General features: G+C 57.6%; 20 protein-coding genes. 6 read left to right on the top strand and 14 right to left on the bottom strand.

Annotation, left to right across the window (positions count from 1 at the left end; all coding sequences use genetic code 11):
- Positions 1-14 precede the first annotated feature (14 nt).
- From fdhF to ACEPPP_RS17520, 3 genes are read left to right on the top strand one after another with little or no spacing between them, the layout of a single operon-like run.
- Positions 15-2,855, top strand: a complete 2,841-nt coding sequence (gene fdhF, locus ACEPPP_RS17530) for a formate dehydrogenase subunit alpha (RefSeq protein WP_374088653.1) — start codon at positions 15-17, stop codon at positions 2,853-2,855.
- A 2-nt stretch (positions 2,856-2,857) separates the two neighbouring features.
- Positions 2,858-3,718, top strand: coding sequence for a formate dehydrogenase accessory sulfurtransferase FdhD (gene fdhD, locus ACEPPP_RS17525; protein ID WP_374088652.1), 861 nt, complete (start codon positions 2,858-2,860; stop codon positions 3,716-3,718).
- Between the two features lie 10 nt (positions 3,719-3,728).
- On the top strand, positions 3,729-3,938 hold the full coding sequence (locus tag ACEPPP_RS17520) for a formate dehydrogenase subunit delta (RefSeq protein WP_374088651.1): 210 nt from the start codon (positions 3,729-3,731) through the stop codon (positions 3,936-3,938).
- A gap of 140 nt (positions 3,939-4,078) precedes the next feature.
- On the opposite strand, the gene ACEPPP_RS17515 is transcribed toward ACEPPP_RS17520, so the two are convergent.
- Positions 4,079-4,969 (bottom strand): porin family protein, encoded by an 891-nt coding sequence (locus ACEPPP_RS17515; protein WP_374088650.1) that lies wholly within the window; start codon positions 4,967-4,969, stop codon positions 4,079-4,081.
- 572 nt (positions 4,970-5,541) lie between these two features.
- Between ACEPPP_RS17515 and thiO the strand changes: the two genes are divergently transcribed.
- Both thiO and ACEPPP_RS17505 read left to right on the top strand, forming a co-directional pair.
- Complete coding sequence (thiO, locus tag ACEPPP_RS17510; protein WP_374088649.1) at positions 5,542-6,645, top strand: glycine oxidase ThiO; 1,104 nt, start codon at positions 5,542-5,544, stop codon at positions 6,643-6,645.
- Between the two features lie 15 nt (positions 6,646-6,660).
- Positions 6,661-7,686, top strand: a complete 1,026-nt coding sequence (locus ACEPPP_RS17505; RefSeq protein ID WP_374088648.1) for a quinone-dependent dihydroorotate dehydrogenase — start codon at positions 6,661-6,663, stop codon at positions 7,684-7,686.
- Positions 7,687-7,738: 52 nt separating this feature from the next.
- Here ACEPPP_RS17505 and pmbA read toward each other — a convergent pair whose 3' ends face one another.
- The 8 genes from pmbA to rlmH form a co-directional block, all read right to left on the bottom strand.
- Positions 7,739-9,070, bottom strand: coding sequence for a metalloprotease PmbA (gene pmbA / locus ACEPPP_RS17500; protein ID WP_374088647.1), 1,332 nt, complete (start codon positions 9,068-9,070; stop codon positions 7,739-7,741).
- Between the two features lie 24 nt (positions 9,071-9,094).
- A complete protein-coding gene (tldD, locus tag ACEPPP_RS17495) occupies positions 9,095-10,534 on the bottom strand; it encodes a metalloprotease TldD (RefSeq protein WP_374088646.1) in 1,440 nt (479 codons plus the stop codon).
- 51 nt (positions 10,535-10,585) lie between these two features.
- Complete coding sequence (bamC, locus tag ACEPPP_RS17490) at positions 10,586-11,272, bottom strand: outer membrane protein assembly factor BamC (RefSeq protein ID WP_374088645.1); 687 nt, start codon at positions 11,270-11,272, stop codon at positions 10,586-10,588.
- A 12-nt stretch (positions 11,273-11,284) separates the two neighbouring features.
- The gene (locus ACEPPP_RS17485) at positions 11,285-12,097 is read right to left on the bottom strand and encodes a carbon-nitrogen hydrolase family protein (RefSeq protein WP_374088644.1); all 813 of its coding nucleotides are present in this window, start codon (positions 12,095-12,097) and stop codon (positions 11,285-11,287) included.
- Positions 12,098-12,121: 24 nt separating this feature from the next.
- Positions 12,122-15,943: a YhdP family protein gene (locus tag ACEPPP_RS17480; RefSeq protein WP_374088643.1), complete on the bottom strand. Its 3,822-nt coding sequence runs from the start codon at positions 15,941-15,943 to the stop codon at positions 12,122-12,124.
- A gap of 91 nt (positions 15,944-16,034) precedes the next feature.
- Positions 16,035-17,489 carry a ribonuclease G gene (gene rng, locus ACEPPP_RS17475; RefSeq protein WP_374088642.1) on the bottom strand — a complete coding sequence of 485 codons (1,455 nt, stop codon included), beginning with the start codon at positions 17,487-17,489 and terminating at the stop codon, positions 16,035-16,037.
- Positions 17,482-18,066, bottom strand: a complete 585-nt coding sequence (locus ACEPPP_RS17470) for a nucleoside triphosphate pyrophosphatase (protein WP_374088641.1) — start codon at positions 18,064-18,066, stop codon at positions 17,482-17,484. The genes rng and ACEPPP_RS17470 overlap by 8 nt, the downstream gene beginning before the upstream one ends.
- Positions 18,063-18,533 carry a 23S rRNA (pseudouridine(1915)-N(3))-methyltransferase RlmH gene (gene rlmH / locus ACEPPP_RS17465; RefSeq protein ID WP_374088640.1) on the bottom strand — a complete coding sequence of 157 codons (471 nt, stop codon included), beginning with the start codon at positions 18,531-18,533 and terminating at the stop codon, positions 18,063-18,065. Before rlmH ends, ACEPPP_RS17470 begins: the two co-directional genes overlap by 4 nt.
- Before the next feature lie 525 nt (positions 18,534-19,058).
- Between rlmH and ACEPPP_RS17460 the strand changes: the two genes are divergently transcribed.
- The gene (locus tag ACEPPP_RS17460; RefSeq protein WP_374088639.1) at positions 19,059-19,502 is read left to right on the top strand and encodes a hypothetical protein; all 444 of its coding nucleotides are present in this window, start codon (positions 19,059-19,061) and stop codon (positions 19,500-19,502) included.
- A gap of 61 nt (positions 19,503-19,563) precedes the next feature.
- Here ACEPPP_RS17460 and ispF read toward each other — a convergent pair whose 3' ends face one another.
- From ispF to kdsA, 5 genes are all read right to left on the bottom strand, one after another.
- The gene (gene ispF, locus ACEPPP_RS17455; protein ID WP_374088638.1) at positions 19,564-20,031 is read right to left on the bottom strand and encodes a 2-C-methyl-D-erythritol 2,4-cyclodiphosphate synthase; all 468 of its coding nucleotides are present in this window, start codon (positions 20,029-20,031) and stop codon (positions 19,564-19,566) included.
- Between the two features lie 170 nt (positions 20,032-20,201).
- Positions 20,202-20,903, bottom strand: a complete 702-nt coding sequence (ispD, locus tag ACEPPP_RS17450; protein WP_374090940.1) for a 2-C-methyl-D-erythritol 4-phosphate cytidylyltransferase — start codon at positions 20,901-20,903, stop codon at positions 20,202-20,204.
- 83 nt (positions 20,904-20,986) lie between these two features.
- Positions 20,987-21,265, bottom strand: a complete 279-nt coding sequence (ftsB, locus tag ACEPPP_RS17445) for a cell division protein FtsB (RefSeq protein ID WP_024297967.1) — start codon at positions 21,263-21,265, stop codon at positions 20,987-20,989.
- A 65-nt stretch (positions 21,266-21,330) separates the two neighbouring features.
- Entirely contained in the window at positions 21,331-22,611 is a 1,281-nt protein-coding gene (gene eno / locus ACEPPP_RS17440) for a phosphopyruvate hydratase (protein ID WP_374088637.1), read from the bottom strand.
- Between the two features lie 10 nt (positions 22,612-22,621).
- Positions 22,622-23,455 (bottom strand): 3-deoxy-8-phosphooctulonate synthase, encoded by an 834-nt coding sequence (gene kdsA, locus ACEPPP_RS17435; RefSeq protein ID WP_374088636.1) that lies wholly within the window; start codon positions 23,453-23,455, stop codon positions 22,622-22,624.
- Between the last annotated feature and the right edge of the window lie 75 nt (positions 23,456-23,530).

The following is a 23,530-nucleotide window of genomic DNA, read 5'->3' as shown; positions in this document are numbered from 1 at the left end:
AAGAGGTATTCGTTATGTCGCTCGATAAAGAAAAAGATTTTGGCACCCCCGCCAGACAATCCGAACAACTCGTCAATCTGGAAATTGACGGCTTCCAGGTGACCGCCCCGGCCGGGACTTCGGTGCTGCGCGCGGCGGCCAGCATCGGCATCGATATTCCGAAGCTGTGCGCGACCGACAGCCTCGAACCGTTCGGTTCGTGCCGCTTGTGCGTGGTCGAAATCAAGGGCGCGCGCGGCATGCCGGCGTCCTGCACGACCCCGGTCGGCGAAGGCATGGTGGTCACGACCCAGAACAAAAAACTGGCCGACGTCCGCCGCGGCGTGATGGAACTTTATATCTCGGACCACCCGCTCGACTGCCTGACCTGCGCCGCGAACGGCGACTGCGAACTGCAAGACATGGCCGGCGCTGTGGGCCTGCGCGAAGTGCGCTACAATCCGCTCGGCGAGAATCATTTAGGCGCGGTCAAGGACCAAAGCAACCCTTATTTCACTTTCGATCCGAGCAAATGCATCGTCTGCTCGCGCTGCGTCCGCGCCTGCGAGGAAACCCAGGGCACTTTCGCGTTGACGATCGACGGCCGCGGTTTCGACTCGAAAATCTCGCCAAGCCAGAACCAGGCCTTCATGGACTCCGAATGCGTGTCCTGCGGCGCCTGCGTCCAGGCCTGCCCGACCGCGACGCTGATCGAAAAATCGGTGATCGAGCAAGGCACGCCCGAGCATGCGGTCGTGACGACCTGCGCCTACTGCGGCGTCGGTTGTTCGTTCCGCGCCGAGATGAAGGGAGACCAGGTGGTCCGCATGGTGCCGCACAAGGACGGCAAAGCCAACCACGGCCATTCCTGCGTGAAGGGCCGGTTCGCCTTCGGTTATGCGACGCACAAGGACCGCATCACCAAGCCTATGATCCGCAAGAGCATCAAGGACCATTGGCAGGAAGTCAGCTGGGAAGAAGCGATCAATTACGCGGCCTCCGAACTGAAACGGATTCAGGCTAAATACGGCCGCGATTCGATCGGCGGCATCACCTCGTCGCGCTGCACGAACGAAGAAACCTATCTGGTGCAGAAGCTGATCCGCGCCGGCTTCGGCAACAACAACGTCGACACCTGCGCGCGCGTCTGCCATTCGCCGACCGGCTACGGCCTCAAGCAAACCTTCGGCGAATCGTCCGGCACCCAGAATTTCGACTCGGTGATGAAAGCCGACGTGATCATGGTGATCGGCGCGAACCCGACCGACGGCCATCCGGTCTTCGGCTCGCAGATGAAAAAACGCCTGCGCGAAGGCGCCAAGCTGATCGTAGTCGATCCGCGCGAGATCGATCTGGTCAAATCGCCGCACGTGAAGGCTTCGCACCATTTGAAATTGCGTCCCGGCACCAACGTTGCGCTGATCAATGCGCTCGCGCATGTCGTGGTCACCGAAGGCTTCATCGACGAAGCGTTTGTCGATAGCCGCTGCGATCTCGAATCCTTCAACAAATGGCGCCGCTTCATCTCCGACGAACGCCATGCGCCGGAAGCGGCCGAGGCGGTAACCGGCGTTCCGGCCGGCGAAATCCGCGCCGCAGCTCGCCTTTATGCGAGCGCCGGCAATGGCGCGATCTATTATGGCCTCGGCGTCACCGAACACAGCCAGGGTTCGACCACGGTCATCGGCATCGCGAACCTCGCGATGGCGACAGGCAATCTGGGCCGCGAAGGCGTGGGCGTAAACCCATTGCGCGGCCAGAACAACGTACAAGGTTCCTGCGACATGGGCTCGTTCCCGCATGAATTCCCAGGCTACCGCCATGTTTCTGACGATGCGACCCGCCATCTGTTCGAACAAAACTGGGGCGTCACGCTGCAAGGCGAGCCCGGCCTGCGCATTCCGAACATGTTCGATGCGGCATCCGACGGCAGCTTCATGGGCCTGTATGTCGAAGGCGAAGACATTGCGCAATCCGATCCGGACATCCAGCATGTCCATCACGCCTTGCGTTCGATGGAATGCGTGATCGTGCAGGATTTGTTCCTGAACGAAACCGCGAAATTCGCGCACGTCTTCCTGCCCGGCTCGTCCTTCCTCGAAAAGAGCGGCACCTTCACGAATGCCGAACGCCGGATTTCACCGGTACGCAAGGTAATGGCGCCATTAGGCGGCTACGAAGACTGGGAAGTCACCCAGATGCTGTCCAATGCGATCGGCTATCCGATGAATTACAGCCATCCGTCCGAGATCATGGACGAAATCGCAAGACTGACCCCGACCTTTGCCGGCGTCAGCTATGCAAAGATCGATCGCCTCGGCAGCATCCAGTGGCCATGCAATGCGGACGCGCCCGAAGGCACGCCGACGATGCACGAACAGCATTTCATGCGCGACAACGGCAAGGGCCTGTTCATGCTGACCGAATATGTCGCGACGCACGAGCGCACGACCCGGATGTTCCCGTTGATTTTGACCACCGGCCGGATTTTGTCGCAATACAATGTCGGCGCGCAAACCCGCCGTACCGACAACGTCGCCTGGCATGCCGAAGACCGCCTCGAAATCCATCCGCATGACGCGGAAGATAGAGGCCTCAAGGATGGCGACTGGGTCGGCATCAAGAGCCGCGCCGGCGAGACCGTGCTGCGGGCATTGATCTCCGACCGGGTGCAACCTGGCGTCGTTTATACGACCTTCCACTTCCCGGAATCCGGTGCGAACGTGATCACGACCGACAATTCGGACTGGGCAACCAACTGCCCGGAATACAAGGTCACCGCGGTGCAGGTCGCCAAAGTCGGTCAACCTTCGGAATGGCAACAAAACTATCAGGCATTTTCCGAAGAACAACTGGAATTCCTCGCCAAGGAATAGCCATGGCCAATGTCGTAATGCAGCCGCTCTCACCCGAACTCGGCTGGCCAAGTTACCAGCTTGGACGGGTCGAGCGCTGGCGCGGGCAGCAGCATAGCATCCAGCAGGACTATATTGCCGAAGAGGTGCCGGTTTCGTTGGTCTATAACGGCGAACCGCATGTGGTGATGCTGATGACCCCGGCCAATATCGAGGATTTCGCGCTCGGCTTCAGCATCACCGAAGGTATCATTCAGGATCCTTCCGAACTGCTGTCGGTGCATGTGTATAACCGCTCGAACGGCATCGAGGCGCGCATCAAGATTCCCGAAGCGCGTTTTGAAAAGATGGCCGGCAAAGGCCGCAATCTGACCGGCCGTACCGGCTGCGGGCTGTGCGGCGCGACCACATTGCAACAGGCCGTACGCGACACCAAAGCGGTCTGCGGCAATTTGCAACTGCCGGCTGCGGAACTGTTCGCGGCGCTGAACGAAATTCGAGAACTGCAAAAACTGAATCAATTGACCGGCGCGGTACATGCAGCCGCCTGGATCGTACCGGGACAAGGCATTCAATACGTCCGCGAAGATGTCGGCCGTCACAATGCGCTCGATAAACTGATCGGCTTGTTGCTGCGGCTCCGCAAAAATCCGGCCGAAGGCTTCCTGATCATGACCAGCCGCGCCAGTTACGAACTGGTGCAAAAAGCGGCCAGCGTCGGCATTACCCTGTTGGCCGCGATGTCCGCTCCGACCGGATTGGCGATCCGTCTGGCCGAAGAATCCGGCATCACGCTGGTCGGCTTCGCCCGCGACGACCAGCATGTCGTCTACAGCCATCCGGAGCGCCTGACCCACCTTACCTATCCGACTCTGATTACCTGAAAATTTACCGATGCATATCGAAAAACTGATCAAAATGGCTAACGACATTAGCGAATTTTTCAACTCCGAAAGCGACAAGGAACTCGCGGCCGAAGGCGTCAAAAATCACATTAAAAGATCATGGGACCCCAGAATGCGGCAGCAAATCATTGCTTATTGCCAGCAAGACGGCAAGGAATTGACACCTTTGGCGTTAAAGGCCGTGCAAAAACTGGTTTGATCCGGTACTGGACGGGATATTGACCCGTCCATCCTTTTTAGGAATGCCGGCGCCTTCACGATCTCAATCGGCAAATATTTTAGGCAAAAAAAAGGAGGGCTTGATTAGCCCTCCTCTTTGGACGGTAGATCCAGGGTTTCTTAGAAACCTAAACCGATATAACCGCCGGCGGTAACGCCATTGGTATCAACGCCGTCAACCTTGCCAAGCGCTTGGTGCCAACGAGCATCCGCGCCGACATAGATATTTTTCCACACGTTATAATCCGCACCCGCACCGAATTGCATGCCTGGATTCAAAACGGTAATCGCATCGGATGGAGGACTGATAACAGCCAATTCAAATCCGACAGGAACAATCCACGGTCTGAACTTGCTGCCCTTCAAGAATTTGATCTTTGGCGAAGCAGCGATAGACAACTGATTGACGGTCGCTGTCTGAGTGTTGGCCGTAGGCAAATCAACAGCCGCAGCTTCTTGATAAGATAATCCATTAGCCTTTCTTGTTCCCAGCTCACGATAGTCGATCAACAATTCAGCCAAAACCTCAGTGCCGTCCATCAAACCGAACAGATCATCATTCACGCTGAAATCAAAACCGGCGCCGAAATACCACGCGTCCTGATCGGTGATCGGACCAACAATGGCACCATTATTATTCAGGCCATCACCGGAAGGATCCAAGGTGCCGCCTCTTTTACGGTTGTTATGTCCATAACCGCCGCGGAAGAAAACCATGTTATCCTTGGTTTCGACCTTGACTGGCGCGGACTTGACTTGCTGCATCCACTGATCCAGTTCCTGAACTTTTTCACAGTTGTTGCAAGTAGGCTGAGCGGCCGCGGCGCGCAGGCTGTTTATTTCGTTTTGCATTGCCTGCAATTGCGCTTCCAGAGCGTCCGCTTTGTTGCTCGCAGCTTCAGCTACGCGCTCTGCTTTCGAAGCCGCCAGAGCCTCTGGAGCGGAGGCAACGCCCGCCAAGGCCAAAGCCGCTGCAGCGATTGCGCAGGGTGTATGAATTTTCTTGCTCATTTGATCCCCCTCATGAGGTTGTTATTTTACAAAATTTTGCTTTGAAACAACAAAGCGTATTTCACGGAGCTAATAATAGCAATAATATCGGCCCATTACAAGTGTTTGCGATATTTTTTTAAATATTATTTTTTATTTATAAACAAAAACTTACAATACAATACCAAAAAAAACATAACCATTGTAAGCGTAAAACAACACCTTTTTGGCAAGTTTTTCATGCCGACAACAACCTAATAAAAGATTCCTCCAACCGATTTATTGGCTAAAAAAGCAATTGTTAATAAACCTTTGACGATCAGAAAACATCAAAATGTTGCTATTTTACAACAACAAAAAAATAAAAAAATGCGACACAAAAGGCGGCAAAATCGCAGCGCGGCCCTATCGGCGGCGGGCAGGTTTTATTACCAACACCCCCCTCAGTAACCACACCAAATACACAAACCGAAAGATCAATATCATGATAAATTAGCCTGTTTTTCAGCATGAAGCCTCTACTCCCCACATTTATTACCTGATATTCCTAAATCGACAAGCACACGGCCCCATTCCGGCTTTTTCAATTTATCATGACCCAACATTCTGACATTACCCTGATCGGCGGCGGCATCATCGGCCTTTTAACCGCCAGAGAACTGCATCGGGCCGGCGCCCGCGTCACGCTGATCGAAAAAAACCGGATCGGCCAGGAATCTTCCTGGGCGGGCGGCGGCATTTTGCTGCCTTTATACCCGTGGCGGCAGCCGCATGCGATTTCCCGGCTGGTGATCCGCAGCCACGCCTTATATCCCTTGCTGGCCGAACAACTACTCAAGGAAACCCAACTGGATCCCGAATGGACGCCTTGCGGTTTGCTGATCGTAAAAAATCCCGATCTGCAAGCCGCCATCGATTGGTGCGAGCATTATGCGATGCGTTACGAAACGCCCGGGCAGGCGTTTTTCAATGATCTGCACACGGAGACCGACCATCCGCTCTGGCTGCCCGATATTGCCCAGGCACGCAATCCCCGGCTGGTCAAGTCGCTCAGGCAGGATCTGATCAACAAAGGCATCAAGATCATCGAGGATTGCGAACTGCTGACGACATCGCTGCAGCAAGGCCGGATTAGCACGATCGACACCACGCAAGGCAGGTTTCCGGTTGAGCAGCTGGTCGTCAGCGCCGGCGCCTGGACCGGTCAACTCTTCTCGCGTTTATTTCCGGGACAACCGGCGACCCATGCGCCGGTCATCGCGCCGGTCAAGGGCCAAATGCTGCTGATCGAAGCGCAACCGGATACGCTGACCCACATGGTGCTCGATCAGGACCGTTATCTGATTCCGCGCCGCGACGGCAAGATTCTGGCCGGCAGTTCGGTCGAGCACGATCAATTCGACAAAACGCCGTCGGCCGAAGTGTATGACCAACTGAAAGATTTCGCATTCGCGCTGATGCCCAAGCTGAAACAATTCCCGATCATCAAACACTGGGCGGGACTCAGGCCGGGCACCGAGCATGGCGTCCCCTATATCGGCCGCCACCCCGAAATTGAGAATCTTTTCATCAACGCCGGCCATTTCAGAAACGGCCTGGCGATGGGTCCGGCTTCGGCCGAACTGTTGGCCGACCTGATCCTGGAGCGCACGCCGCGCGTCGCCCCGGAACCTTATCAATTTTCCAGTTTGCATTAACACCATTTCTACCGCATGAATCTTTATCCTTTATTGCGTCCCTTACTTTTCAAGCTGAATCCTGAAGCCGCACATGGCGTCACGCTGAAACTGCTCGACATGGCCTCCGCCTCGGCCATCGGCCGCTGGCTTTATCCCGAAATCAAGGCCGAGCCGGTCGAGGTGATGGGGCTGACCTTCAAAAACCCGGTCGGACTCGCGGCCGGCCTCGACAAGAACGGCGACCATATCGATGCCCTGGCCGCGCTCGGCTTCGGTTTCATCGAAATCGGCACGGTCACGCCGCGGCCGCAGCCCGGCAATCCGAAGCCGCGCTTGTTCAGGCTGCCAGAACACCAGGCGATCATTAATAGGATGGGCTTCAACAATCTGGGCGTGGACCATCTGCTCGAACAGGTCCGCCAGGCCGATTACCAGGGCATTCTCGGCATCAACATCGGCAAGAATTTCGACACGCCGATCGAGCGGGCGACCGACGATTATCTGATAGGATTCCGCAAGGTCTATGCCTCGGCCAGCTATGTCACGATCAATATTTCCTCGCCGAACACGAAGAATCTGCGCCAGTTGCAGCAAGGCGACGAATTGAAAAACTTGCTGTCGGCCTTGAAAGAAGAGCAATTCAAACTGGCCGAGACCCACCTGCGCTACGTGCCAATCGTCGTCAAAATCGCGCCCGATTTGAATGATGAAGACATCATGCAAATCGCTCGGCTTTTGGTCGGCTTTGCGATCGACGGCGTGATCGCGACCAACACCACGCTGGACCGGGACAAAATCGCAGGACACCCCCTGGCTTCCGAGGCGGGCGGCTTGAGCGGCGCGCCGGTCAAGGAAAAATCCACGCATGTCGTGCGCGCGCTGGCGGCGGAATTGAACGGCCGCTGTCCGATCATCGCGGCGGGAGGGATTTTAAGCGGGGAGGATGCGGCTGAGAAAATCGCGGCCGGCGCCAGCCTGGTACAGATTTACAGCGGCCTGATTTATCAGGGGCCGCGGCTAATTGCGGATTGTGTGAAGCAGTTGAACGCGGCAGCGTAGGACGGCCTCTTAAAAGGCGGGAAGCAAAACGCCGCCCGCCTTTTGACAAGGTTTATTCTCCGGCGATCGCCATCCGTTCGATCAGTATCGAACCGGTGCGGACGTTGCCGCGCAGATCGACATCGTTGCCGACCGCGATGATATGCCTGAACATGTCCTTCAGGTTGCCGGCGATCGTGATTTCCTCGACCGGGTATTGAATCTTGCCGTTTTCGACCCAGAAGCCGGCCGCGCCGCGCGAATAATCGCCGGTGACCATGTTTACGCCCTGCCCCATCAATTCGGTCACCAACAGGCCGGTATCCAATAACTTAAGCATACCCTGAAAATCCAGCGCGCCCGGATCGAGGATCAGATTGTGCACGCCGCCGGCGTTGCCGGTGCTTCTCATGCCGAGCTTACGGGCCGAGTAGGTGCTCAAGACATAACTGCGGACGATGCCCGCGCTGACGATGTCATGCGGACGGGTCGCGACGCCTTCGCTGTCGTAGGCCGCGCTGCCGAGCGCGCCGATCAGGTGCGGCTGCTCATGGATATGAATGAATTCCGGAAAGACTTGCGTATCGAGCGCATCCAAGAGGAAGGAGGATTTCCGGTACAGCACGCCGCCGCTGATCGCGCCGATGAACGAGCCGAGCAGGCCGGAAGCGATCTCCGCCGAGTACAATACCGGGCACTGCCGGGTGCTCAACGAGCGCGCGCCGAGCCGTCTCAGCGTGCGCTGGGCGGCTTTTTGGCCGACATGAATGCCGGATTCCAGATCCAGAGGATTGCGCGCGACGCTGTACCAGTAATCGCGCTGCATGTTGCCGCCGCGTTCGGCCAGCACCGAGCAGCTCAAGGAATGCCGGGTCGACATCGCCCCGTGCAGGAAGCCGAGGGTATTGCCCAGCACATGGATGCCCTGATGCGTATTCACGCTGGCGCCTTCCGAATTGCTGATCTCGGGATCGTAGCCGCGCGCGGCGTCCTCGCATTCGATCGCAAGCGCGATCGCGGCTTCCGCGTCGATGGCCCAGGGATGATTCAACTGCAGATCGGGAAACTCGGTCGCCAACAGATCCTGTTCGGGCAAGCCCGCATAGTCGTCCGCATTCGTGTAGCGGGCGATGCTGCACGCCGCCGCGACGGTGTCCTTGATCGCCTCCGGCGACAGATGCGTGGTGCTCGCCGAGCCCTTGCGCTGGCCGAAATAGACCGTGACTCCGAGGCCCTGATCGCGGTGATGTTCGATCGTTTCGACATCGCCCATCCGGGCCGTCACCGACAAGCCGTTTTCCTGGCTGAGGCCCGCTTCCGCGGCGCTGGCGCCCTGCCTGATCGCCTCATCCAGCAAGGATTGGACGATCGCTTTCAATTCGTTGAGTTGAGTTTGGTTTTGCAAAATAGGAGACTCTTCTAAAATCGTCTAAACGCTCGTACCGCCGACGGTCAAACCGTCGATCTTCAAGGTCGGCTGGCCGACGCCGACCGGCACGCTCTGGCCTTCCTTGCCGCAGGTGCCGACGCCGGAGTCTAGCTCCAGGTCGTTGCCGACCATCGATACCCGCGTCAATACATCCGGGCCGTTGCCGATCAAGGTGGCGCCTTTGACCGGGCGGGTGATCCTGCCGTTTTCGATCAGATAGGCTTCGCTGGCCGAAAACACGAACTTGCCGGAAGTAATGTCGACCTGGCCGCCGCCGAAGTTTTTCGCATAGAGGCCTTTTTCGACGCTCTTGATGATTTCCTCGGGATCGTGCGGGCCGGGCAGCATGTAAGTATTGGTCATCCTGGGCATCGGCGCATGCGCGTACGATTCGCGGCGGCCGTTGCCGGTCGGCTTGACTCCCATCAGGCGCGCATTCAGCTTGTCCTGCATGTAGCCTTTCAGGATGCCTTTTTCGATCAAAATCGTTTGCTCGGTCGGCGTGCCTTCATCGTCGATGCTCAAGGAGCCGCGGCGGCCAGGCAAGGCGCCGTCGTCGACGACCGTGCACAACGCGGAAGCGACCCGTTCGCCGACCCGGCCGCTGAACGCGGAGGTGCCCTTGCGGTTGAAATCGCCTTCCAGGCCGTGGCCGATCGCTTCGTGCAGCAGAATGCCCGGCCATCCCGGCCCCAGCACGACGGTCATGTTGCCGGCCGGCGCCTCGACCGCGTCGAGATTCACCAAGGCCTGGCGCACCGCTTCGCGGCCGTAACCGAGCGCCCTGTCCTGTTCGATGAAATAACGGTAGTCGCTGCGCGCGCCGCCGCCCATGCTGCCCTGCTCGCGGCGGCCGTTCTGCACGACGATCACCGTCACGTTCATCCGCACCAGAGGCCGCACATCCGCGGCCAGCGCGCCGTCCTGCCCGGCGACCAGGATGTGGTCATGGACGCCGATCAGGCTGACGATCACCTCCTCGATCCGGGGGTCGAGCCTCCGCGTTTCGCTTTCGACCTTCCGTAACAGGTCGATCTTCTCTTGGTCTTCGAGCGATTTGATCGGGTCGATCGGCGGGTAATAAGACGGCCAGTTGGCCGGCAAGGTCAAGCCGGTGCGGGCATTTTGCCCCTGGCGCACGATCGCCTTCACGTTGTTGGCCGCCTCCAGCAGGACAGGCAATTCGATGCGGTCGCTGTAGGCGAAGCCGGTCTTGTCGCCGGACACCGCGCGCACGCCGGCCCCTTGCGCGATATTATGGCTGCCTTCCTTGATGATGCCGCCTTCCATGACCCAGGATTCGGCGCGGGTCGATTGAAAATAAATATCGGCCGCATCCGCCCGTGAGGACAAGAGGCGTCCCATGATCGTATCGATCTCGCTTTCGGTGATCCCGGAAGGTCTAAGGATGGCCTGTTTGGCCAGGGTAATCAATTCCATCGAAACGGTTCAGTTGGATTAAAGGTAGGCACGGTCAATGCCGGATGCTCATCAGTTCTCACGCAAATCTTCCTTCAGCGTCAAATACAGCGCGTTGAGCAATTTATCGGCGCCGTCGGTCGGTTGGTCTTTATCCGCCTCATCGCTGTCGGCAACGGTCACTTCGTCGTCACGATCGGTTCTCTTCCGATACTCCGCATCCTTGGCCGGCACGGCGGTCACCTTCGTTGCCGAGCCTTCCGCCGTCAGTGTCAACAGGAAGCCTTGCTTGGCATAATCGCCACTGAACAAGCCGACCGATTTTTCGAGCAACGAGCCGTGCTCGGAAGCGTAGCTGTCCGCATCATAGACGACATAAAATTTGCCTTTGTCGTGTTCGAGGTCGGTCACTTCGATACCGCTTTGGATCAGCGCCTGTTTCAGCGAATTCCAGGCCACATCGAAAGATTGTTTGATCGTCAGCACGGGCGGCGCACCGCTGATCGAGACCGCATCGCCCAGCCCTTTTTTAGGCTTCGGCTCCGCGTCTTCCTGATCTTCATCGCCGGCTGCGGCAGCGCCCTCCTCTGCCGGTTTGTCCGCTTCGGCCTTGTCCGGTTCTTCCTCCGCCGCTTCAGGTTTCTCGATCACCAAGGTCGGCGGCTTCTCGAGCGCCGAAGTATCCCGATAGCGCGCATCGTCGGAGGCGCAGGCCGCCAACCACAAATACGCAAAAAGATAGACTGAACGCAAGCGCATGCCCTTACCTGACTAAATGAATCGACGGTGTTGCAGCACCGGAAACGCGGTGCGGACTTTCTCGAGGCGTTCCAGATCGATCTCGGCCGCGACAAAACCGCCGCCGGTTTTATAACAATCGAGCACCATGCCCCACGGATCGACGATCATGCTGTGCCCGAAGGTCTTGCGCCCGTTCAAATGAAAACCGCCCTGATTCGGCGCAATGATGTAGCAGAGGTTTTCGACCGCGCGGGCGCGCAGCAAAAGTTCCCAGTGCGCGGCGCCGGTCTCGGCGGTAAACGCCGAAGGAATCACCAGGATTTCCATGCCCATCCGCGCCATCTCGCGGAAAAACTCCGGAAAACGCAGGTCGTAACACACCGCAACGCCCATCCGGCCGAACGGCGTATCGAAAACCAAGGGATGAGCGCCGGCCTCGATCGAATCGGATTCGCGGTAGACTTCGTCAGTGCCGGGCACGCTGACGTCGAAAAGATGCATCTTGTCGTAGCGCGCGACCCGTTCGCCACGATCGTTATAGATCAGACAGGCGGCTCTGACTTTATTCTCCGCATCACCGGCGATCGGCATCGTGCCGCCGACGATCCAGACGCCGTATTTCTGGGCGGTTTCGGCTAAAAAGTTTTGTATCGGGCCGTGGCCGTCGACTTCCCTGATCCGGATCTTATCCAGCTCATGCTCGCCCATCAGCGCAAAATTTTCCGGCAGCGCGACCAGTTTCGCGCCGGCTTTTGCCGCTTCCGCGATCAACTTTTCGGCTTCCAGCAGGTTGGCGCCGACATTGGGACTGGACGCCATCTGTATGGCCGCACACTTACTCATGCATTCCTCTTAAAATTATCGTTATTAGTTATTTTTCAGCAGCGAGGGAAAGTCGGTGATGCCGCTCCAGGTTTTCTGAAACAAGCCTTCCTTTTCATGCAAGGTAATGATCTCCGCATTGTCCCAGCCGCCTTTGACCAGATATTGCGAGCCGAAAAAAAAGCCTTCATGCTCGGTTCCAGTGATCGTTTTATCGATCAACGCCGCAAACTTGCCCATAATTGTACCAGCAATGGGCACCGCCTCGGCACTTTTTGGCGCCACGTTGATGATGTGATCGACCGTCCGCTTCACATAGTCGGTTTCGCCGCTGATTGAAATTTTAGCCGGCACCGCGTCGACGACCAGATCCTCGGTCGCCGCTTTGCCCCCCCCAAAGTTGAAATGTCCCTTGATGCTGTTGAAGGTCAGTCCTTCCTGATACACATCGCTGAAATCCAGCTGCAGGCGCTTGAACCACTGCGCCATCGCCAAAATGCCGAGCACCCGCCCGAAGCCGGGCTCGATGCTCAGGATGCGCCCGCTCTTCAAATCGACAGCCGCGGAACCCTGCAAATCGGCCAGCGCAAACCCGTAAGGCGGGGCCTGCCAATTCAGGTCGAAATCGACCACGCCGCTGGTTTCGGTCAAATCTTTGCTGATGTAGAGGCGATCGAACAACTCGCCGCCCTTGATCAACTCCAGACGCCCCTTGACCTGAGTTTGCGCTTGCTTGCCTGCGGCTTTCCAGTCGCCGGTCAGTGTCAGTTTCTGATCCTTGCCCTGCAATTCGAAGCGGTCGAAAACCAAACCGCCCGGAACACGCTCGGTATTCATCGCAAAGCGGCCGAGGTCGGACGCTTTCCATAAGGTCTTCTTGCTGCTGACCGAGAGCAGAGGGAAATAATCGGACTCGCCTTCCTTGCCGCTTGTTTCGATTTTGAGGTTCGCCAATGCGGACACATCGAGCCGGTCCAGCTTCAAGTCTATCCTGTCGGGCCCGTTCAAATCGGCCGGCAGTTTGACCCGTCCCGTCAGGATCGAACTGTCGATGCTGCCTTCCCAAAACGTCCCTGCGCGCTGCAAATCCAGATCGAAGCGTCCCAAGTCGGCCTCTCCCCACAAGCCCTGATCGCCATGCACCTTGAGCTGGCGGATGTCTGCCTTCGCACCCTGAGCCGACGCCTGGGCGCCGGCCAGCTTGATCCAGTCCTGCAATTGCAGCTTTTCACGCTTGATTTCGAGCTTCAAGCCGGGCTCGCGGCGCAGCTCCGCCCTGCCGACGCCCAGGAGAACATGCCCGGACGCGATCTGTTGCTTGTTCAAATCGATAAGGAGCGCCGCGCTGAAATCGTTGCCGTAACCCAGTTCGACCGGCAACGCCGTCTTGTCGGCCAAATCAAACGTCAGGGACAACGGCTTCTGTTGTTTTGCCGGTTTCGCCAACATATCGGGCAAATCGAGCCCTACGCCATCCAAATCGGACTGAATCGACAGGGTCGGCTTGCCTTCCTGATGCGGCAGGCGCAAGGCCAGCAGATACGCCGTCTCGCCTTCCGCGAAATCGAGCCACGGCCAAGCGAATTGAGCGCGCAGGGCGCCGATGTCGACGCGTCCCTCGACACGGACTTCGGTCTGCTCGACGGCCGTTTCGAGACTGGCCTTGACCGGGTGATTCAATACCTCCGCGGCGAGATTCTCGCCATAGATGCCCTTATCGTCGAACTTGATGCTGCCGGTCACATGCCGCACCGGTAAATCCGGAGATCTCAGGCGCAACTCCGCATTTTCGAAGCGGGCGTTCACATCGGTTTTATATTGCCCTCCCTGCCGCAACGGAATTTGCAGATCCAGATCGATCTTGGTCTTGCCTTGCGGCGCGGCCGCCCGCAAAAAGGCATCCGCGCGCGCGGCCAGCGGGGAATTTTGCACGAATTCGAGCGCCTGGCTGATGTCGCTTTCCAGTTTGCCGTTAACCGACAGCTTGTCGGCGGCACTCAGCTTCGAAATATTGAGAGATGCCTGCTTCACCGCCACTCCATGCGAGAAACCTTGCCGTACTGTCGCCTGCAAGTCGTCCTGGTAAAAAACGACTTCCGCCGCCATACCGGTCAGATTCGGCCAACCCGGCTGATAGGCAAGCTCCAGGTTTTCGACATCGAACGCGACTTCGAAGACGCCAGCAGCGCCCCTAAACGGAAAATCGGCCGGATTGCCGTGCAGCAGGAATCCGCCCCTAGGCACTTTGCCTTGCACAAACGCATGATCAAGCCAGTCCACCACGTCAGGCCCCATGATTTTGGCTGGCAAATAGCGGCTCACCATCTTCACGTCGGCGCAGGAAAACTGGCTCTGTAAATCGATGAACGGACTGCCGCCTGCGTTCGGGACGGCAAGATGCAGCCGGTTTTGCATCTTTAACCCTCGCGACTCCAGTGCCAGCTGCGGGCTGTCGAAAGCCCAGCCCTCGGCCGTTTGCCGCCATTGCATCCCGCCCTCGATACGATCGAGCGGCAAGGTTTCGCGGAACAGGTTCGGCGCGTTGAATAGCGCATCGGTGCCGGCCAGTTCGAGCACTCCCTGCTGGCGATTGCCGTGAATGCGGCCCGACAGGTTATGGAATCCGGGGAAGGCGTTGACCGGTTCGATGCCGGCATGGCTGAAACCGCCGTTGACCGCCAACGATTGTTGCTCGGTATCCGCGAACAAGGCAAAATCCCGCAGCTCGCCTTTCAGCCCGGCATCCCGTAAAAACCTGGCGACAGCGTCTTCAGCCGGCAGCAGAAATCGCCCCAGCCATGCGGCTTCCTGCAAATCCAGGCGTTCGGCGTAGAGTGCGATCTGCCGGTTCGCTTTCTCCGCATCGCCCGCGCCTCCGACGCTGAATATTGCATCCGGCCAGGTTTTGAGCCCACCGCCGCCAGACGTCGCCAACTGCAGTTCCTTGATATCCAGACGCCAGCGCTGCCCGCTCAACGCCAAACGAAACCGGCTGTGCAATTGCTCGGCCGCGAAGGTTTCCGCGCCGGGCCGCTTCACTCTCAAATCCTGGATTTCGACCAGCCCCGCCACCGCAAGCGCTTGCGCCGGCTGCCAATCGCTCCAGACCTTCAGGTCGCCGCGCCCGGAAGCCAAGGTAATCGCCAGCGGCAAATCGAGCGTGACCCATTCGGGCAGGTTCAGGCTTTTGCCTTCGAGATAAGCGCGCCCCTGAAGCGACTTGAAATCGAACAGATCGCCGGTCACATCCATCGACATCCGCAGCGTCTTGCCGAATTTTTCCGGCAACTGCATCAGCACGTTGATGCGACGATGACCGTTCTCGTTGATCAGCGCCATATCCGCCGACGCGAAAGTCAACGGCCGTCCCTGCCGTTGTTCATCCTGCCAGGTAATGTCGCTGTCGATCACCTCATATTTGCCGGTATCGAGCAACCACAACGGATTGCCTTCGCTCGCCTTCAAGCCGGCAATGCTCAATTTGCCGTCGACATTGCGTTTGATGGTCAGTTTCGCGCCGACCAGCGTAACCCAGGACGATGCCAAAAGCTCACGTTTGAGCGCCGCCTGCAACAGGTGAATGCCGAGACGGATTTCTTTCAGTTCGATCGCGTTTTGCCTTCTCGCGGTGACCGAAGCGATGTCGATATCATTCAGCACAATTTCGGGGCTGAAGCCGCGCATACGCGCGCCGAGCTTGCCGATCTTTACCGGCGCGCCGACCATCACGCTGACTCTAGCCGCCAACCTGGCCTTATAACCCTCGACGCTGGACAAAACCAGACGCACGCTGGTCATACTCAGCGCGATGATGATCAGGCTCCAGAAAATCAGGTGCCGGGTGGCTCGGGTAATATGGTGGATCATGAAAAGCGGGTGAAAAGCAAAAAGCGCAAGGTCAAAGTATAAGCGTTGAAAGAGCCGCAGTTTTTTTGTCTATCGTCTTCTACCTTTCGCCTTATAAAAGCACCACATCATACTGTTCCTGATTATATTCGGCCTCGGCGCGGAACTTGATCTGCACACCGAGAAACGCTTCGAGTTCGGCCAGCATGTCGGCCTCTTCGTCGAGCAGCATTTCGACCACTTCATTCGATGCCAACACGAGCAATTGCTTGACCTTGTATTGTCTAACCTCGCGGATGATTTCACGGAAGATTTCGAGGCAGACCGTTTCCGGCGTTTTCAGCACGCCGCGGCCGCCGCAGGCCTTGCATGGCTCGCAGAGGATGTGTTCGAGGCTTTCCCGCGTCCGCTTGCGCGTCATTTCGACCAGACCGAGCACCGAGACCTCGGTGATCTTGGTCTTCGCGTGATCCCTCTCCAGATGACGTTCGAGCGCCTGCAACACCTGGCGCTTGTGCTCGTCGCTCTGCATGTCGATGAAATCGATGATGATGATGCCGCCGAGGTTGCGCAGCCTGAGCTGGCGCGATATCGCCTGCGCCGCTTCGAGATTGGTCTTGAAGATCGTTTCTTCGAGGTTACGGCCTGAGACATAGCCGCCGGTATTCACGTCGACGGTCGTCATCGCCTCGGTCTGATCGAACACCAGATGGCCGCCGGACTTCAGCTTGACCTTGCGGTCCAATGCTTTTTGAATCTCGCTTTCGACATTGTAGATTTCGAACACCGGGCATTCGCCGGTATAGTGCTCGATCACCGGCACGATCTCGGGCACGAATACCTCCGCGAATTCAAGCAGGCGGTGATAGGTTTCGGTCGAATCGACGCGCACCCGATCGATGCCTTCCTTATATAAATCGCGCAGCGTCCTGACGCTGAGCGGCAAATCCTTATGGATGAACTGCTTGGCCTTGGCGCCGGCGATCTTCGCCGAAATCGCGCCCCAGAGCTTCAGCAAAAAGGTCATATCGGCGATCAGCACCGCTTCCTCGACGCATTCGGCCGCGGTCCGGGCAATGAAGCCGCCGCAATTGTGCTCCTGGCGGAACGCATCCAGGCAGGCTTTCAGGCGCACCCTCTCCTCCTCGCACTCGATCCGGTGCGAGACGCCGGAATTGTTCGCGTAAGGCATATAGACCTGATAGCGCGACGGAATCGAGATTTCGGTGGTCAGCCTTGCGCCCTTGCTGCCGATTGGGTCTTTGACCACCTGCACGACGATGTGCTGGCCTTCGTATAGATAATGCTCGATATTTTCGGAGCCTTTTTTTTCGAGCTCCTTGCTGGACAAATCGGAAAGATGTAAAAACGCCGCCCTGGGCAACCCGATATCGACGAATGCGGCCTGCATCCCCGGCAGCACCCGGCACACCTCGCCTTTGTAGATATTGCCGACCAACCCCCGCTGGCGGGTGCGTTCGATGATCAGTTCCTGCAAGATACCGTTTTCGATGACCGCGACGCGCGTCTCGGGTGGCGTCACGTTGATTAAGATTTCTTCACTCATGTAACACTTGGATGCCTTGTTGTAAGAGAAGTTCGGCCGTTTCGAACAACGGCAGCCCGACCACGCCGGAAAAACTGCCCGCTATCGACTGCACGAACACACTGCCGAGTCCCTGGATGGCATAACTGCCGGCTTTGTCGGCGGGTTCGGAGGTGGCCCAATAGGTCAACATTTCCCGCTCGCTGATCGATCGGAACGTCACCTCGGTCACGCTCAGCGCCTCGCCGTGCAGGCGCCCCCGAAGCGAGACCGCGCTCAGAACCTGATGGGTTTGCCCGGACAATTGGCGCAGCATCGCCAGCGCATCCTCCTTGTCCTTCGGCTTACCCATGATGCGGCCGTTTAAGACGACGGCGGTATCCGCCGCCAGCACCGGCAAGTCTTGATGTAGCGCCAGCCGATGACAAGCCGCAGACTTTTCGGCCGCGATCCGGCGCGCATAGTCCGCCGGCGCCTCGTTCCTATTCGGCGTTTCGTCGATGTCGACCGGCCAGACCTCGTAAGCAATGCCGATTTGATCCAAGAGCTCCCGCCGGCGCGGCGAGGCCGAGGCAAGGATGATCTGCGCCTTTTTCATCCGCGATGGTAGGGGTGATTGTTCAGAATGCTCCAGGCACGGTAAAGCTGCTCGGCCACGACGATCCGCACCAAGGGATGCGGAAAGGTCAGATTCGACAAACACCAGGATTCGCGCGCCGTGTTTTTGACCGCATCGGCCAGGCCTTCCGGCCCGCCTATCATTAAGGCAATATTCCGCCCGCTTTCTAGCCAGCGTTTTAAAGACAGCGAAAGCTCCGGCGTGGACCAGGGCTTGCCGGCCAGATCGAGCGTGACCGGATGGCAATTCGCCGGCATCGCGGCCAGCATCCTGTCGCCTTCGTCCTTCACGATACGGGCCACATCGCAGTTCTTGCCGCGGTTGCCCGGCTGAATTTCCTTCAAAATCAATTCGCATTCCCGCGGTAGCCGCTTCGCGTATTCGTCGTAGCCCTGCTGCACCCAAGCGGGCATGCGGTTTCCTATCGAGATCAGATGTATTTGCATCGGTGCAGCATACAGAGAAGACGCTTCCGATGCAATAAGGCTTGAACCAACGGGCTTTGGCGGCAAACCAGGCCGGCAACAGATCCGAAATTTAAGTCGCTTGCAAAGCATTTGAGCTAGACTAAGGAAATAGACCTATCTAGTGGATTAAGTCAGGTATGTCAGCTTGACTCAGACGCTGCCGGCAAGCACGCGGAGGCAACGCCTACACCACCTGTTTGTCTTGATAAAACGACATTAGAACGAAAAAAATGCGCGAAAATACGCGGCCGTAATCGCTCAGGATTTTTACAATAGCTAATAATACGAGTTAGATTGAACTAGGCACTTGTAAGCGCACATAATAAGACAGTCTTAACTGAAACCCTCTAACACCGATTGCCAAGAAGACCTATTTTTTGCGACTAACGAATAAATGCCCCAACCCAAAACATTATGCTACACTTAAGAAAGCACAGGATATATTTTTCCGGATAGGATAGCCTTACCTTTGATACGATTGATTATAACCGCTTGGAGAGTCAAATGAAGAAAGTTAGCTCATTGGTTTTGCTCTTTTCTGTTTCGCTGGCGACGCCAAGTTTCGCACAAACCCCGCAAGCGGTCGAAAGCGATGGCTATGATGTGATGATGGATATATTTCTGCGGCCTGCCGGCATCGTCGGCACGCTGGTCGGCGCCGGCCTGTTTGTGGGCTTAAGCCCCATCACCGCGCTGGCCGCCATCCCTGCGCCCCACGATGCATTTGAAAAACTGGGCAATACGATCGTCTGCAAGCCGTTCAAATATACGTTTGAACGGCCGGTAGGCGATTATGAATATGACAAGGACTGCACCCGCAAAGCCCCTGCACCGATGGCCGTGGCGCAACGCGTCGAACCGCAACCCGCCCCGGTGCCGCCGCCAGCCGAGCCGCCCAGCGTCAACAAAAAGCTGGATGCCATTTTCAAACGCGAAATGATGAAGTAAGCTTTGGGGGCGGGGACAAGGCCCGGGGCGGCAGCCTTCGGGCCTTGCTCCCTATTCCTGATTATTCGAGCAACACCACCGCCTGCACCGCAATCCCTTCCTTGCGGCCTTCGAAGCCGAGCTTCTCGGTCGTGGTCGCCTTCACATTGATAGAGTCGATTTCGGTCTCTAAATCTTCGGCAATGTTCCCGCACATCGCGGCAATATGCGGCGCCATTTTCGGCGCCTGCGCGATGATCGTGATGTCGGCATTGACCAACCGGTAACCCTTATCCCGCACGATGCCATAGACATGGCGCAGCAATACGCGGCTGTCCGCGCCTTTGAACTCAGGATCGGTATCCGGAAAATGCTTGCCGATGTCGCCCAGCGCGGCCGCGCCGAGCAGCGCATCGGCTAGCGCATGCAGCACCACGTCGCCATCCGAATGCGCTTCGAGGCCTTTCTCGTAAGGAATCGTGACACCGCCGAGAATGATATGATCGCCCTCGTTGAAACGGTGCACGTCATAACCCTGCCCAATTCTCATCTATTTATTACCTATCGTTTGCAAAGGATTGTCGAAAGTTTTCTGGATAAAAGCGCCCGAGGCACGCATGGGAATATCGATAACGAGTTTGAGCTTTTCGGCTGTACTGTGGATTTCTGACCCGCTATGTCGCATGGGTGAACACTCGAGGATTCAGCGTCGATGATTCCTTACCGAGCCGCTTGTTGCTCCAGATAAAATGTTGCCAGCGCCAGATCTTCGGGCCGGGTGATTTTGAGATTGTCGGGCCGGCCTTCGACGATTTTTGGCTTGAGGCCCTTCAGTTCGAGCGCGCTGGCTTCATCGGTGATCATCGGATTGCCTTCGGCCTCGGTCAGCGCGACCTTCAACATGCCGTAGCGGAACATCTGCGGCGTCAACGCGCGCCAGATATGGCGGCGGTCGAGCGTGCCGACGATCGCATTGTCCTGCACGTCTTTCAGCGTATCGTGCGAGGACAGCGCCAGGATGCCGCCGACTTCGTCATCGGCCAGCGTAGCGATCAGCTTATGAATGTCCTCGGAGGTGATGCAGGGCCGCGCCGCATCATGCACCAGCACCCAGTCGTCGTGATTGGCGCGATCCTGTAGCGACTTCAACGCGGACAGCACCGAATCGGCCCTTTCCTTGCCGCCGGGCGCGGTCAGGACTTGCGGATGCCGCGATAATTCGAGTTCGGGCCAGTAAGGGTCTTCAACCGAAATCGCCACCGCGATCGCGGAAAACACCTCGGCGTCCAAGAGGCGGGTCAGGGTTTGCTCGATGACCGTTTTGCCGGCCAATTCGAGATATTGTTTGGGGCGGTCGGACTGCATGCGCTTGCCGACGCCGGCTGCGGGCACCACGGCCCAGAATTTGATTGCTTGAGTCATCAAGAGGTAAATCGCGGCCCAGACTGGCCGCCGTATCGGATCAACAGGGCGATGCGCTAAAACTCATCCACCCGATAGATTCATTAGGGTTTTTTTTCGATCACCTGAAAAAAAGTTTCGTCTTCGCGAATCATGCCCAACTCATCGCGCGCGCGTTCTTCGATCGCTTCCTGCCCTTTATGCAGGTCCTTGACTTCCGCATAAAGCTTCTCGTTGCGCTGCCGTTTTTCCTCACCCAGTTTCTTCAATTCCGCCAGGCGCTGTTGATAGGCGCGCGTCTCCTTCAGACTGCCGTCGCCGAGCCACAGGCGGTACTGGAAATGAATGATCAGCAGGATGATGACCGCAACGAGAAATTTCATGGCATTCCGTCTCAAGGCGCGGCACAAGGCATCAATGCCCTACCCCCGCGCCTTGATTCAAAGTTTTACAGCGATTTGAATGCGCTGCGGCCTGCGTAACGTGCCACGCCGCCCAACTCTTCCTCGATCTTCATCAGGCGGTTGTACTTGGCGACACGGTCGGAACGGCTCAGCGATCCGGTCTTGATTTGTCCGGTGCCGGTCGCGACGACCAGATCCGCGATCGTGGTGTCTTCGGTCTCGCCGGAACGGTGCGAAACGACCGCCGAGTAGCCGGCTTTTTTCGCCATGTCGATCGCGGCCAAGGTTTCGGTCAGGGTGCCGATTTGGTTCACCTTGATCAGGATCGAGTTCGCGATGTTTTGCTCGATGCCTTTTTTAAGGATTTTCGGGTTGGTCACGAACAAATCGTCGCCGACCAGCTGGATGCGGCCGCCGAGTTTTTCGGTGATCAGTTTCCAGCCGTCCCAGTCGTTTTCGTCGAAGCCGTCTTCGATGCTGATGATCGGATATTTGTTGACCCAGTCGACGAAGAAGTCTGCCATTTGCGCCGAGCTGTATTGCTTGTTTTCGGACGCCAGATCGTAGACGCCGTCAGCATAGTATTCGGACGCGGCCGCGTCGAGGCCCAGATAGATGTCGACGCCCGGTTTGAAGCCGGCCTGTTCGATCGCTTGGAGGATCACGCTGATCGCTTCTTCGTTCGAAGACAGGTTAGGCGCGAAACCGCCTTCGTCGCCGACGGTGGTCGCGAGGCCTTTCGATTTCAGCACCTTGGCCAGATTGTGGAAGACTTCCGCGCCGTAGCGGATCGCTTCGCGGAAGGAGGGAGCTCCGACCGGCAAAATCATGAATTCCTGCAGGTCGACGCTGTTGTCCGCGTGCGAACCGCCGTTGATGATGTTCATCATCGGCACCGGCATCACGAATTCGCCGGTTTTGTTCAGGTAGCGGTACAACGGCTGCTTGCTTTCCTGCGCCGCCGCGCGCGCCGCCGCCATCGAGACCGCCAGCAACGCGTTCGCGCCCAGACGCGATTTCGATTCGGTGCCGTCCAGTTCGATCATCTTGTTGTCGATGCCTTCCTGATCTGCCGCGTCGAAACCGATGATCGCAGAGCGGATTTCGGTCTTGACGTTGTTGACCGCGTTCAAGACGCCTTTGCCGAGGTAGCGGGATTTGTCGCCGTCGCGCAGCTCGATCGCTTCGCGCTCGCCGGTCGAAGCGCCGGACGGCACCATCGCGCTGCCGACCACGCCGGACGCCAGTACTACATCGGCTTCGACGGTCGGGTTGCCGCGCGAATCCAGGACTTCTCTTGCACGAATATCTACTATTGCAGCCATTAATGTTTCCTTAGATTGTGGTTTCTATCAGGCTTTGGCTTTTCACCGCCTGATCGATGGTTAATAAAACTTCGAGTAATTCTTTGATCCGGTGCATCGGCCACGAATTCGGGCCGTCGCTCTTCGCCTCGGCCGGATTCGGATGCGTTTCCATGAACAGGCCGGAGATGCCGACAGCCACAGCCGCCCGCGCCAATACCGGCACGAATTCGCGCTGGCCGCCCGAGCAACTGCCCTGCCCGCCCGGCAACTGCACCGAATGGGTCGCATCGAACACGACAGGGCACCCCGTGTCGCGCATCACCGCGAGCGAGCGCATGTCGGAGACCAGGTTGTTATAGCCGAACGACACACCGCGCTCGCAGACCATGATCTGGTCGTTGCCGGCCGCCTTCGCCTTGTTCGCGACATTTGCCATGTCCCAAGGCGCCAGAAACTGGCCTTTCTTGATGTTGACCGGAATGCCGCAGGCCGCGACGCTCTGGATGAAATTGGTCTGCCGGCACAGGAACGCCGGGGTCTGCATCACGTCGACGACCTTTGCAACTTCTTCAAGCGGGGTGTCCTCGTGCACGTCGGTCAACACCGGCACGCCGATCTCTTTTTTGACTTTCGCCAGAATTTCGAGCCCGCGCTCGACGCCGAGACCGCGGAAGCTTTCATGCGACGAACGGTTGGCCTTGTCGAACGACGACTTGTAGATGAACGGAATGTTCAGTTCCTGCGTCACTTCCTTCAGGTAGCCGGCCGTATCCAGCGCCAGTTGCTCGCTTTCGATCACGCAGGGACCGGCGATCAAAAACAACGGCTTGTCGAGGCCGACTTCAAAACCACATAATTGCATCAATGTTCTCGTTTAGTATTCAAGCGGCAATAATTTTGCCAATAAGGTTTCCGGGGTAGCGTAGGATGGGTAGAG

The sequence above is a fragment of the Methylomicrobium lacus genome (genome assembly GCF_041897535.1).
Taxonomy (GTDB): Bacteria; Pseudomonadota; Gammaproteobacteria; order Methylococcales; family Methylomonadaceae; genus Methylomicrobium; species Methylomicrobium lacus_A.
This window is presented reverse-complemented; position numbering and strand designations above follow the sequence as displayed.